Annotated in this window: 11 protein-coding genes and 1 riboswitch; of the genes, 7 read left to right on the top strand and 4 right to left on the bottom strand. The window is 42.4% G+C overall.

Features of this window, described 5'->3' with window-relative positions:
* Positions 1-2: 2 nt before the first annotated feature.
* Complete coding sequence (locus NSS92_RS15260) at positions 3-326, bottom strand: WXG100 family type VII secretion target (protein WP_034321782.1); 324 nt, start codon at positions 324-326, stop codon at positions 3-5.
* Between the two features lie 226 nt (positions 327-552).
* On the opposite strand from NSS92_RS15260, the gene pepT reads away from it, so the two are divergent.
* Positions 553-1,785 (top strand): peptidase T, encoded by a 1,233-nt coding sequence (gene pepT, locus NSS92_RS15255; RefSeq protein ID WP_267586962.1) that lies wholly within the window; start codon positions 553-555, stop codon positions 1,783-1,785.
* A gap of 289 nt (positions 1,786-2,074) precedes the next feature.
* A complete protein-coding gene (locus NSS92_RS15250; RefSeq protein WP_008345664.1) occupies positions 2,075-2,254 on the top strand; it encodes a hypothetical protein in 180 nt (59 codons plus the stop codon).
* An 84-nt stretch (positions 2,255-2,338) separates the two neighbouring features.
* On the opposite strand, the gene NSS92_RS15245 is transcribed toward NSS92_RS15250, so the two are convergent.
* Positions 2,339-3,016: a DUF3298 and DUF4163 domain-containing protein gene (locus NSS92_RS15245; protein ID WP_340869004.1), complete on the bottom strand. Its 678-nt coding sequence runs from the start codon at positions 3,014-3,016 to the stop codon at positions 2,339-2,341.
* Between the two features lie 161 nt (positions 3,017-3,177).
* Here NSS92_RS15245 and NSS92_RS15240 point away from each other — a divergent pair, with 161 nt between their 5' ends.
* The 5 genes from NSS92_RS15240 (at position 3,178) to NSS92_RS15220 (ending at position 9,334) form a co-directional block, all read left to right on the top strand.
* Positions 3,178-4,035 (top strand): MurR/RpiR family transcriptional regulator, encoded by an 858-nt coding sequence (locus NSS92_RS15240; RefSeq protein WP_340869000.1) that lies wholly within the window; start codon positions 3,178-3,180, stop codon positions 4,033-4,035.
* A 198-nt stretch (positions 4,036-4,233) separates the two neighbouring features.
* Positions 4,234-5,127, top strand: a complete 894-nt coding sequence (gene garR / locus NSS92_RS15235; RefSeq protein WP_340868998.1) for a 2-hydroxy-3-oxopropionate reductase — start codon at positions 4,234-4,236, stop codon at positions 5,125-5,127.
* Between the two features lie 7 nt (positions 5,128-5,134).
* Positions 5,135-6,556, top strand: coding sequence for a four-carbon acid sugar kinase family protein (locus tag NSS92_RS15230; protein ID WP_340868996.1), 1,422 nt, complete (start codon positions 5,135-5,137; stop codon positions 6,554-6,556).
* Between the two features lie 50 nt (positions 6,557-6,606).
* Positions 6,607-7,926, top strand: a complete 1,320-nt coding sequence (locus tag NSS92_RS15225) for a gluconate:H+ symporter (RefSeq protein WP_024423918.1) — start codon at positions 6,607-6,609, stop codon at positions 7,924-7,926.
* Positions 7,927-8,008: 82 nt separating this feature from the next.
* Positions 8,009-8,121, top strand: a riboswitch (SAM riboswitch).
* Between the two features lie 88 nt (positions 8,122-8,209).
* Positions 8,210-9,334: a 5-methyltetrahydropteroyltriglutamate--homocysteine S-methyltransferase gene (locus NSS92_RS15220; RefSeq protein ID WP_340868992.1), complete on the top strand. Its 1,125-nt coding sequence runs from the start codon at positions 8,210-8,212 to the stop codon at positions 9,332-9,334.
* A gap of 55 nt (positions 9,335-9,389) precedes the next feature.
* Here the strand turns inward: NSS92_RS15220 and NSS92_RS15215 are convergent, their stop codons facing one another.
* Positions 9,390-10,808, bottom strand: a complete 1,419-nt coding sequence (locus NSS92_RS15215) for a glycoside hydrolase family 1 protein (protein ID WP_340868990.1) — start codon at positions 10,806-10,808, stop codon at positions 9,390-9,392.
* Complete coding sequence (locus tag NSS92_RS15210; protein ID WP_340868988.1) at positions 10,780-12,687, bottom strand: beta-glucoside-specific PTS transporter subunit IIABC; 1,908 nt, start codon at positions 12,685-12,687, stop codon at positions 10,780-10,782. Before NSS92_RS15210 ends, NSS92_RS15215 begins: the two co-directional genes overlap by 29 nt.
* Between the last annotated feature and the right edge of the window lie 45 nt (positions 12,688-12,732).

Raw genomic sequence — 12,732 nt, 5'->3', positions numbered from 1 at the left:
CATCATCTCCCTTCTCGGTTTCTTTCTCTCCGTTCTTCTCGTCTCTTTCGCTCAAGCTCTTCCATTCTGGCAATTTCAGCTTTACGCTCTTCAATTTTGACCGCTGCATCCCGCAGTTCCTGACTTGTTTCAAGCAAATCCTTTTCAAATTGATCATAGCGTGCCGTTGTTTCTTCAAAGCTTTGATCAAATTTATTCCTTGCTTCTCCCTGCCAGCCTGATCCTACTGCCTTCAGCCGATTTTCCAGCAGCTGCTTGGACTGCCGAATCTCATCGGCCGCTTCCTGAAACTTTTGAGCGAGTGCCAGCGTTTGACTAGAATCCAACTTTCGCACCCCTTTCTCCCAATTTAACGTACAAATGGATGATTTTATATGTCCTCATTATAAATAAAAAGACACCCAAAAAAATCACCCTAAAGAACCATTCAACACATTACCTAATGAAAGTAGGCCTTTTTCCTCTCTAATTGCCAGAGAAAGCCTTTCTTGTTATGAAGCGCATTCAAGACGTGATAAAATGGACGTATTCTACAAAAGGAGTGACGTATAGATGAAAGAGGAAATGATTCAGCGTTTCACAAGTTATGTGAAGGTAGATACGCAGTCGGATGCAGAAAAGGAAAGCTGCCCATCTACTGAAGGACAATTGAACCTAGCGAGACAGCTTGTTGAAGAGATGAAATCCATTGGGATTCAAGAAGTGACTATGGATGAAAACGGCTATGTCATGGGAACAATCCCGTCTAACACAGACAAAGACGTGCCGACCATCGGCTTCCTGGCTCATATTGACACAGCCACTGACTTCACCGGCAAAAATGTAAAACCGCAGCTTCATGAGAACTATCAAGGCGGCAACATTACCTTAAATGAAGATCTACATATCGTTTTATCTCCACAACAGTTTCCAAATTTACAAAAGTACCAAGGACATACGCTGATCACAACAGATGGCACAACCCTGCTTGGTGCAGATAACAAAGCAGGTATCGCAGAAATTATGACAGCTATGCATTACCTCATCGAACACCCAGACATCAAGCATGGAAAAATCCGCGTCGCTTTTACGCCAGATGAAGAGATTGGCAGAGGGCCGCACAAGTTTGATGTTGATGCCTTTGGTGCTTCCTATGCGTACACAATTGACGGCGGACCGCTTGGCGAGCTGCAATATGAAAGCTTCAACGCAGCGGGCGCGAAAGTATCTATTAAAGGAAACAACGTCCACCCAGGAACAGCAAAGGACAAAATGGTCAGCGCTGCGAAAATTGGGATGCTCTTTCACAACAAACTGCCTTCTGACGAATCTCCAGAATATACAGAAGGCTACGAAGGCTTTTTCCACCTGACGAAATTTGTAGGGGAAGTAGAAGAGGCTGAGCTGCAATATATTATCCGTGATTTTGATAAAGAGAAATTCAACAATCGCAAGGCACTGTTTGAAAAAATAGCAAATGACTTAAAAGCCACCTACGGAGAAAACAGCATCACCCTTAGCATTCAGGATCAGTATTATAATATGAGAGAAAAAATTGAGCCGGTAAAACATATTGTAGACATTGCTCATGAAGCTATGGAAAACCGCTCAGTAACACCTGTCATTGAACCAATCCGCGGCGGCACAGACGGCTCCCAGCTTTCATATAAAGGTCTCCCAACGCCAAACATCTTTACTGGAGGAGAAAACTTCCACGGTAAATATGAATTTATTTCCGTTGAAAACATGGTAAAAGCAACCGAAGTCATCGTTGAAATTGCCCGTTTATTTGAAGAAAAAGCATAGACATGTTTACAACCGTTCCTGTTCGGGAACGGTTTTTTAATAAAAGTTTACAATTTTCTGAAACTTTTATGACACTTATTCGTACTAATAGAGACAACCCCAGAAAAAATTCTTCTTGACGAGTGAAATAACTGGAAATATAATAGTTAAAAACAACCAGTATTTTAGACCCAAAATAGCAGATAGAATGAACCTTAAGAACTAAACTGATTCTGCTGCTTATTTTCAGTTATAAACATCACTCACCCTGTCTACACTTAAAGAATAGGATGAATTGGAGGAATGTCATATGATGATTTTATTGATTATCGCTTCACTTTGCTGCTACTTACTATTCTCTTTCAAAAAAGATAACCGCACCCAAAAAAGAAAAAGCGCAGAGCTTTCGGAGTTTGAAATCTTTCGTATGCGCCGCCACTACAACGGAAAACGCCGTCACCCACTAAACGATGCACCTAAACAAGTATAAATCCAAATAAAAGAGCCTCATGAGGGGCTCTTTTTGTTTGAATAAACAACAAAAAACGACCAGAATCGGTGGTCGTTTTTCTTTTTATTTATATACCTTCGCAGGAACTTGAATCATAGGAATTCCTACATAGTAAGGTGAAATTTCATATGGCTGGAAGACAACAGCGATTCCCTTTTTCGTGAAGTAATACTGCGTGTTGTAGTTGATTTCAATGTCACTTTTTTTCAGGTTCGCATAGAATTTGCTTTTATGTTTCTTTGTGTAGTTATAAATATAATCTCTTACTTTCGTACGCTTTTTCTTTGTTTTCACAACATCTGTCAAGAACAGCTGCTTTGTTTTTTTCTTTGTTAACACATAGTTCATGCTGGAAACCATCGTGTCTCCGTGCATTCCACCATCATTCATGTAATCATAGTTTAAAATACTTAATTTCTTCCCATTGTTAAATTTCGTTTTAAACGATCTCTCGTACGTGATCTTCCCAAAGCCTTCTTTTTTCGCTTCGTCCTTTAAGAACAAGTAAGTAGAATAGGAGAAGGCGATATCTTCTTTTAAATCACGATTGATGGTTTTCATATGCGCCTTGCTTAGGTTCTTCACCTGTGCATATTTGAACGTTTTTTTCTTTTTATAATAGTGTGTACTTACTTTTGCTTTTTTTGCTTGTTTGGCATCCGCAGATCCAATTGGCGCAAACAAGGAAACAATCAGTGAGAAAATGAGCAGGCTGATCGTTAGGCCTTTTTTCATTGTCATAGTAAAAACCCCCATTTTTGTCTATTACCAAATGAGTATACCATGACAAAAGAACCAAAAGAAGTGTTTTTTCCATATTATTCTTCCTTTTTCCACCTCGGGTTTGTTTACCGTTTTCATAAGTTCCTGTATGCTTAATGTAGAATGCTAGATGAAGTGTGGTGTTTATCATAGAAGAGAATATTTTTAGTCACATTCGGACGACGTTTCATAGTTTGTCCCCAACCCAGAAAAAGATTGCCAATTACATTTTACAAAACCCTCAGAAAGTTGTGCTTCATTCTATAAGTGCACTCGCTGCTGAATGCAGCACAAGTGAAACGACGATCTTTCGGTTTCTAAGGAAAATTGGCTATGAATCGTATCAAGTGTTTCGTGTCCATGTCGCACAGGATATCGCGACCAATACCCCTCAATCCATATACGGCGAGATCGAGGCAACCGATAGTGTAGCTGACATTAAACATAAGGTCATAGAGTTAACAACAAACTCTATTCAAGATATGAAGCATATTTTAGAGGATCATGCCGTCACACAATTCATTGAACACATGAAACAGGCACATAAAACCGTCTTTTTTGGAGCAGGTGCGTCCAGCTTTATTGCTGGAGATGCTTATCATAAGTTCCTGCAGCTTGGTTTTGAAGTGAGCTTATGCAGTGATCCGCATATGATGAATATGATTGCAACACACGCCACGGAATACGATTTTATCGTCGCAATCTCCCATTCAGGAGAGAGCAGAGAAATTCTTGACGCCGTACAGTTTGCAAAAGAAAAAGGGGCAAAGGTTGCTTCTATCACCAGCTATCCGAAATCTGAGCTCGCAAAGCAGTCTGACTTTCATCTGCTTAGCTCTTCCAGAGAGACAACCTATCGATCGGACTCCATGATCTCCCGTATCAACCAGCTTGTGATCATTGATGTACTATACGTCGCTGCTGTTTTAGAGCTAGGATCAAATGCCATTGAAAACGTGAAACAATCTCGATTAGCTGTAGCTAAAAATAAAACATAAACGCAAAAGACCGGAGCTGATTCCGGTCTTTTTTTGTGACTTTTATCATATTTTCCGTTGACACGTTCCTATCACGTCATGTACATTAAATGAGCGATAGTTTATTTCCTACTATTATATTTGATAGATAGTATATATACTAACAAACAAAAAAGAAAGCGCTTTTTGTAAGGGTTTTCTATATAGGAGGCGGACAATGTGACAAAGAAGATTGGATTCATTGGACTAGGTATTATGGGAAAACCTATGGCAATCAATCTATTAAAAGCCGGTCATACTTTAACGGTTTTTGACCTAAATGAGGAAGCGATTCGATCGTTACAAGAAGCCGGAGCAAAAGGTGCTGCTTCAGCAGCTGAGGCAGCTTCTGAAAGCGATATCATCATCACAATGCTTCCTAAAGGAGAGCATGTAGAGGCAGTCGTTTCAGGTGATCATGGCATTTTAACTACAGCCGCACCTGGCACTGTCATCGTAGATATGAGCTCAATTTCTCCTGTAACCTCCAGGGCTTTAGCTGCTCTTGCCAAACAGCATCAGGTGGAATTTATCGATGCACCTGTCAGCGGCGGAGAACCGAAGGCAATAGATGGAACACTTGCCATCATGGCTGGCGGCGAAGAATCCATCTTTGAGCAAGTGAAGGATGCCCTTCTTGCGATGGGCACTGAGGTCGTATTAGTTGGGGCAAATGGAAGCGGGACAACAGCGAAGCTAGCCAATCAAATCATCGTCAACTTAAATATTGCCGCCATGTCTGAGGCGCTCGTTCTAGCCGCTAAATCAGGCATTGCCATTGATAAAATGTATGAAGCGATCCGCGGCGGGCTGGCAGGGAGCGCCGTTCTCGATGCAAAGGTCCCTCTCATCTTAGAACGAAATTTTGAACCTGGCGGACGCATCGACATCAACTTGAAGGATTTAACCAACGTCATGGAAACGGCTCATGATATCGGTGTTCCTCTCCCACTTTCTAGTCAGCTGCTTGAAATCTTCCACGCCCTCAAAGCGGACGGAAAATCCGGGCTTGATCATGGCGGCATCGTTCAATATTACGAAAAAATGGCTCATGTCGAAGTAAAGAAAGGATGAGATGGTCATGAAACAAAGCACTGACATACTGAATGCCATTCCGAAAGCAGATTCAAAGGCCATTCAATCAGCATACGAACAAGCACTGAGCAGCTTTCAGCATAAAGTTATTGTATTAGACGATGATCCAACAGGGATTCAAACCGTACATGGCGTCTCTGTTTTCACCGATTGGTCAGAAGAAAGCATGGAAGCTGGTTTTCTTGAAGACAGCCGCATGTTCTTTATTTTGACCAATTCTCGCAGTATGACTGAGAAAGAAACTGCCGCTGCGCACGAAACAATCGCTGCAACCATTGTAAAGGTGGCTGAACGGCTTAATCAGGACTTCATCATTGTCAGCCGAGGGGATTCTACTCTTCGCGGACACTTTCCGCTTGAAACTGAAGTACTCAAAAAGACCATTGAACATCAAAGCTCCCGCCAGTTCGATGGTGAAATCCTTCTTCCTTTTTTCCAAGAAGGTGGACGCTTTACGATCGACAATATTCATTACGTACAGGAAGGACACGAATTAGTTCCTGCTGGTGACACAGAATTTGCAAGAGACCGTACATTCGGCTTTCAATCATCTCATCTTGGAGAATGGATTGAAGAAAAGTCAGAAGGAATGTTCACAAAAAAGAACACTACCTACATTTCGTTAGCTGATCTGCGGGCTTTACGCATTGATCAAATAAAACATCAGCTCATGGGTGTGAAGGATTTCAAAAAAGTGGTTGTAAACGCGGTGGACTATGATGATGTCAAAGTCTTTGTCACCGCTCTTATTGAAGCCATTCGAGCAGGACAGCAGCTGATGTTCAGAAGTGCAGCGGCGCTCACAAAAGTACTTGGCGGTATAGGGAATCAAGCCTTATTAACAAGAGATGACTTGATACAAGAAGAAAGCCCGCATGGTGGTCTCATTATGATCGGTTCTCATGTGAAAAAAACAACAGAACAATTAAAAGCGCTGCAACAAAATAAAGAGATGGCTTTTATTGAATTTAATACCCACCTCGTGTTAGAGCCTGAAGCCTTTCTCGAAGAAATTGACCGCGTCATTCAGCAAACTGAAGCAATGTTGGCAGCAGGTCAATCTGTGGCTGTTTATACAAGAAGAGAACGGCTTGATCTTGGGGATGATCGTCAAGAGGAAGAATTAAAGCTCTCTGTACAGATTAGTGATGCTGTGACAAGTATTGTCCAGCGCCTCACCATTCGTCCTAAGTATCTCATTGCCAAAGGTGGAATTACCTCCAGCGATATTGGGACAAGAGGACTTAGCGTGAAACGTGCGACCGTGGCAGGTCAAATCAAACCAGGTATCCCCGTTTGGCAAACAGGAGAAGAAAGTAAATTCCCTTTCATGTCTTATGTGATTTTCCCGGGAAATGTTGGGTCAAAGGATACGTTAAAAGAAGCTGTAGACATACTTGAAGGATAAGGCATAGGGGGTGTTTGCGCCCCCTTATGCATCACAAAGGAGGAAAGATCATGTCGTTAGTGTTTATTGGACTTGGCGTTTTGTTATTGCTTTTACTCATGGTTGTCTTTAAGTTAAACGCTTTCATTTCTTTGATTATTGTCTCTTTAATTGTTGCTGTTTTAGAAGGGATGACACCACTAGAAGCGATTGCTTCCGTCGAAAAAGGACTGGGCAGTACGCTCGGACACCTGGCACTCGTTCTCGGTTTTGGAGCGATGCTTGGTAAATTGATGGCTGATTCTGGTGGTGCTCAGCGTATTGCGATGACACTCATTGACCGATTTGGCATCGGAAAAATCCAATGGGCGACGATGCTGACTGGATTTGTGATTGGAATTGCTCTATTTTATGAAACCGGATTCATTATCTTAATTCCATTAGTCTTTACGATCGCTCAAGCTGCAAGACTTCCTGTGCTGTATGTGGGTATGCCGCTCGTCGCTGCACTCATCACCACACATGGCTTCCTCCCTCCTCACCCAGGGCCGACTGCCATTGCGAATGTCTTTCAAGCAAACATGGGACAAACCTTATTGGTTGGGATTATTTTAGCGATTCCTGCTGTTTTAGTTGGCGGACTTCTGTTTACGAAACTATTTAAAAAAGATCAGTTGCACGCACATATCCCAAAGAACTTATTTAATCCAAAGGAATTCACAGAAGAAGAAATGCCTAGCTTCGGCATTAGCATTTTCACCGCTGTTTTGCCTGTATTACTTATGACATTCAGAGCATTTCTAGAAATTTTCTTCCCATCCTCCCCATTGCTGCCAACCGCTGAGTTTTTAGGCGAACCGGCGATTGCACTATTAATCTCAGTGCTGCTTGCCATCTACACGTTTGGGCTTGGAAGAGGAAAGAGCATGCAGGATGTGATGAAGTCCATCACGGATTCTATCGGCTCTATTGCTATGATTCTATTAATTATTGCAGGCGGCGGCGCCTTTAAACAAGTGCTCATTGATAGCGGCGTCGATCAATACATTGCAGGGATCATGCAAGGAAGCACACTTTCTCCCCTGCTTCTGACTTGGCTCATTGCTGCTGTCCTTCGGGTCTCTTTAGGATCAGCCACTGTCGCCGGTCTCACGGCGGCTGGCATTTCTGCACCACTGATTGGCCTAACGGGTGTCAGCCCTGAATTAATGGTGATCGCAACAGGTGCCGGCAGTATTACATTCTCTCATGTGAATGATGCGGGTTTCTGGATTTATAAAGAATACTTTAACCTGTCGATGGCTCAAACCTTTAAAACGTGGACATTGATGGTCACCGTGCTTTCACTTGTCGGACTAGCTGGTGTTCTTGTTGCTGATTTGTTCATGTAAGAAATTAAATTGTAAAAACCATTGACTTTTCCCTCAAAAGGTTGAATAATTGTGTTTATTAAGAAAATTGAATCAAAAGGTAACCTTATTAAGAGTGGTGGAGGGACTGGCCCTGTGAAACCCGGCAACCGCTGTTCCTAGGAACAGAATGGTGCTAATTCCTTAAGCAAGCAGATGCTTGTTTGAAGATAAGGCAGAGTTCTCACAGTATATGATGCTCTTCCTTATCCAAGGAAGAGCTTTTTTATTTGATTTTTTAACCTGAAGAAAGAAGGGATTCAGCATGACACAAGTACAAACCATTGGAAAGAAAACAACGAAACCGCCATTCCGCGCAGATCAAGTAGGAAGTTTACTTCGTTCAGAGCGCATCAAGGAAGCACGCAAGAAAAAAGCAGACGGTACGCTGACAGCAGAGCAGCTCCGACAAATTGAAAACGAAGAAATTACACGTATTGTAGAGAAACAAAAAGAAATTGGGTTAGAGGTTGTCACAGATGGCGAATTCAGACGTGCATGGTGGCATTTTGACTTTCTTGAAGGACTCGATGGGGTTGAAGGATTTGAAGCAGATCAGGGCATTCAATTTCATAATACGACGACAAAAGCTAGAGGTATCAAGGTAACAGGCAAGATCGATTTTACAGATCATCCAATGCTGGAGGATTACCGTTTCCTTCACAGCATCGCTGGTGATCATACGGCTAAAATGACGATTCCAAGTCCGAATATGCTCTTTTTCCGTGGAAAGCTTGAAGAAGGGGTGTATGACAGCTTAGAGGAATTCCACCATGATGTGGCACAGGCGTATAAGAAAGCCATCCGTGCTTTTTATGATGTAGGCTGCCGCTACTTGCAGCTGGACGATACAGCATGGGCGGTGTTCTTTTCTGAAAAAGGCCACGAACAAATCAAAGCCTTTGGCCGTGAAGAAGATGAACTTCGTGAATCGTTTGCGAAGACAATCAATGAAGCTGTTGTCGACCGCCCAGAGGATTTGGTGATCACCATGCATATTTGCCGAGGTAACTTTAAATCGACATGGGCAGCTGAAGGTGGTTACGAAGCAGCGGCAGAAACAATTTTTGCCGGTTTAGATCTTGATGGTCTCTTTTTAGAGTTTGACGACGATCGTTCTGGCGGATTTGAGCCCCTTCGATATGTGAAGAACCCAAATCTTCAAATCGTACTAGGCCTTGTCACTTCAAAATACGGAGAGCTTGAGCCGGTTGAACAGATTAAAAAACGCATTGAGGAAGCAGCTCAATATGTGGACATTAACCAAATTTGTTTGAGTCCACAATGCGGCTTCGCCTCAACAGAGGAAGGCAACCTGTTAACAGAAGAGCAGCAATGGGAAAAGCTGCGTCATGTGATTGAGATTGCAGATCAAGTGTGGACTTCGTAGTCCCCCAGAGACGAAAAAAAGACAAACCGCAGTATGAGCGGTTTGTCTTTTTCTTTTATGCATCCAAATGTTCACCATTCGTCGCAATCACTTGTTTATACCAATCGAAGCTTTTCTTTTTCTTTCTATCTAATGTACCGTTTCCTTCATTATCACGGTCAACATAAATGAAGCCGTAGCGTTTTTTCATTTCAGCCGTTGATGCGCTGACAAGGTCAATTGGGCCCCAGCTTGTATAACCGATTAGGTCTACTCCGTCTGCGATGGCTTCTCTCGCCTCTAGCAAATGGCTTCTGAGGTAATCAATTCGGTAATCGTCTTGAATTGATCCGTCTTCTTCTACTTGATCGACAGCACCCAATCCATTTTCTACGATAAATAATGGCTTTTGGTAGCGGTCATACAGCTGATTCAGTGTCGTACGAAGCCCTTTCGGATCAATTTGCCAGCCCCAATCACTTGCTTCTAGATAAGGGTTTTTCACGCCTTCAAATAAGTTACCACCAGTCACTTGTCCAAGAATCTCTGGATCTGTACTTGTCACAAAGCTCATATAATAACTGAAGCCAATATAGTCAACTGTATGGTTTCTTAAAATGTCTTCGTCCCCGTCTTGGAACTCAATGTTGATGTCATTTTCAAGGAAATAACGTTTCATGTAACCTGGGTAATAACCTCTTGCCTGTACATCTGAGAAGAACAATGTTTTACGGTCTTGCTCAATTGCAGCAAACATATCTTCTGGTCTTGAGCTGTACGGATAAGTTGTCATCGCTGCAATCATACAGCCGATTTTCGCATCAGGAATGATTTCGTGTCCTGCTTTGACAGCTAAAGCACTTGCAACAAATTGGTGATGCGCTGCTTGATATTGAATGCTTTTCTCGTCATCACCCTCTTCAAATACAAGTCCGCCGCCAGTGAAAGGCGCATGTAATACAACGTTGATTTCATTAAAGGTCATCCAATATTTCACTTTATCTTTAAAGCGAGTGAACAATGTTTTCGCGTATGTTTCATAAAGATCCACAAGCTTACGGTTTCTCCATCCGCCGTAGTTTTTCACAAGTGCGAGCGGCATTTCATAGTGAGAGATTGTGACAACTGGCTCAATTCCGTGCTTATGCAGTTCATCAAATACTTTTTCATAAAAAGCGAGGCCTGCTTCATTCGGTTCCGCATCGTCGCCATTTGGGAAAATACGCGGCCAAGAAATGGATAGTCTGAAGCACTTGAATCCCATTTCTGCAAAGAGTGCAATATCTTCTTTATAGCGATGGTAGAAATCGATTGCATCATGATATAAGTTAAGGTCTTTCATTGATTCATCGAATGGGTGCATAATACCATTTGGCGATACATCAGCTGTCGATAAGCCTTTTCCATCTTTATTATATGCGCCTTCAACTTGGTTGGCTGCAACAGCGCCGCCCCATAAGAAACCTTTAGGAAATGTTTTTTCTAACTTGTTCATGTTGAATACCCTCCTCTTTTTCTTCTACACTGACTGTAAGCAGTGTCTCTTTCACTGTAATCGCTCCATCTGTTTTCGCATCAACTTGTGCAAAATCGTTTGTGTTGGTAACAATAACAGGTGTGGTCACATCATAGCCTTCTTGCTGGATACCCTTGATATCAAATTCAACGAGCACATCTCCTGCTTTAACAAGATCACCAGACTGCACATGACTTGTAAAATACTTTCCGTCAAGTTTTACCGTGTCAATCCCGACATGAATGAGAAGTTCTGTACCTTGTTCACTCTTCAAACCAATGGCATGTTTTGTGTGGAAAATGGTTTCAACCTTGCCGTTGAACGGTGCTACAACACGCCCAACTGTTGGTACAATGGCTGCACCTTTTCCCATGATTTCATTAGAGAATGTTGCATCATTTACTTGATTGAGCGGCTTTAGTTGACCTTCAAGCGGGCTTTGTACCACTTCATTTTGAAGTGCTGCTGTGTCTTTCTTATCTTCTGGTTTGTCTGCTTTTGTATCATCTTTCACTGGTACATCTTTGAATCCTAGAACAAGTGTCATGATCGTTGCTACGACAAAGGCGATCACTAAACCGATGATTGAGTAGACAAATGTTGGTCCAATGAATGTTGGGAGACCTGGGAGGCCTGCTGATCCAGATATCACATATGATTTTACTTTAAAGATTGACATGAACACGCCGCCTGCTGCTGCACCAATGAGGGCTGCAAGGAACGGTTTTTTCAATCGCATGTTCACACCATACATAGCAGGTTCAGTAATACCCATTAAGGCTGTGATACTTGTAGACATCGCCAATGATTTGAATGTTTTGTTTTTTGATCTTAAGAAGACACCGAATGCTGCGCCTGCTTGTGCCATATTCGCTACAAACATCATTGGAAGAATGTAGTCAAAACCGTTTAACGTAATGTTGTTGATCATGATTGGAAGTAGTGCATAGTGCATGCCCGTAATGATCAATGGTGACATGAATCCGCCGATCAAGAGTCCTGCCAAAATACCTGCATGTTTAAACAATAAATCAATTCCACCTGAAAGGCCATTTCCGATAATCCCGCCAAGCGGTCCAACCGCGATGAGCATAATTGGTACAACGACAAGAAGTGTGACCGTTGGAACAAGGATGATCTTTAATGATTTCGGACTATATTTTTCTGCGAATCTTTCAACATATGAGCCGAGCCAGATGGTGAGTAGAATTGGAATCACCGATGAAGAGTACACAACGGCAACCACTGGCAAGCCTAGAAATTCTGTATTTCCTGCGCCCAGTAAAGCGGTTAACTGCGGGTGCAGTGCTGCTGCTGCAATGGCAGCCGCGATATACTGATTTGTGCCAATTTTTTTGGCTACGCTTACAGCTAGTAGAATCGGTAAGAAGTAAAAGGCTCCGTCTCCGATAGCTGTTAAAATGGCATACGTGCTGCTTTTATCTGATATCCACTGGAACGTGAGCATCAGTGCCAAAATTCCTTTGATCATACCGGCTCCAGCGATTGCCGGAAGAATCGGTGTGAAGACACCAGAGATAAAATCGAAAAGCTTTGATATCACATTTTGTTTTGACGCTTCTTCTGTACCGCTTGACTTTACATCAGTTGATAGACCTGAGTCAGCAATCATCTCTTGATAGACATTTGAGACATCATTGCCGATAATGACATGATATTGACCTCCGCTTTGATTCACGCCCATGACGCCGTCTGTTGATTGCAGCTTCTCTTTATCTGCCTTGCTTTCATCGTATAAGTTGAAGCGAAGTCTTGTCATACAATGCGTGACGTGCTTAACATTCTTTTCACCGCCGACAAGTTCTAGCACTTCTTTTGCTGTTTGTTTGTGGTTCATTGTATTACCCTCCAATCGTTGATTTAATCTTGATATAGAAAAAAC

Source organism: Bacillus sp. FSL M8-0166, from assembly GCF_038008825.1.
Taxonomy (GTDB): Bacteria; Bacillota; Bacilli; order Bacillales; family Bacillaceae; genus Bacillus; species Bacillus safensis.
The sequence above is the reverse complement of the archived record's forward strand: the minus strand, read 5'-3'. Positions and strand labels throughout refer to the sequence as shown.

What these genes read in the sequence shown, in the direction of transcription:
- pepT (WP_267586962.1), top strand. Translation starts at nt 553, where the DNA reads ATGAAAGAGGAAATGATTCAGCGTTTCACAAGTTATGTGAAGGTAGAT.
- NSS92_RS15250 (WP_008345664.1), top strand. Translation starts at nt 2,075, where the DNA reads ATGATGATTTTATTGATTATCGCTTCACTTTGCTGCTACTTACTATTC.
- NSS92_RS15245 (WP_340869004.1), bottom strand. Translation starts at nt 3,016, where the DNA reads ATGACAATGAAAAAAGGCCTAACGATCAGCCTGCTCATTTTCTCACTG.
- NSS92_RS15230 (WP_340868996.1), top strand. Translation starts at nt 5,135, where the DNA reads ATGAAACAAAGCACTGACATACTGAATGCCATTCCGAAAGCAGATTCA.
- NSS92_RS15225 (WP_024423918.1), top strand. Translation starts at nt 6,607, where the DNA reads ATGTCGTTAGTGTTTATTGGACTTGGCGTTTTGTTATTGCTTTTACTC.
- NSS92_RS15220 (WP_340868992.1), top strand. Translation starts at nt 8,210, where the DNA reads ATGACACAAGTACAAACCATTGGAAAGAAAACAACGAAACCGCCATTC.
- NSS92_RS15215 (WP_340868990.1), bottom strand. Translation starts at nt 10,808, where the DNA reads ATGAACAAGTTAGAAAAAACATTTCCTAAAGGTTTCTTATGGGGCGGC.
- NSS92_RS15210 (WP_340868988.1), bottom strand. Translation starts at nt 12,687, where the DNA reads ATGAACCACAAACAAACAGCAAAAGAAGTGCTAGAACTTGTCGGCGGT.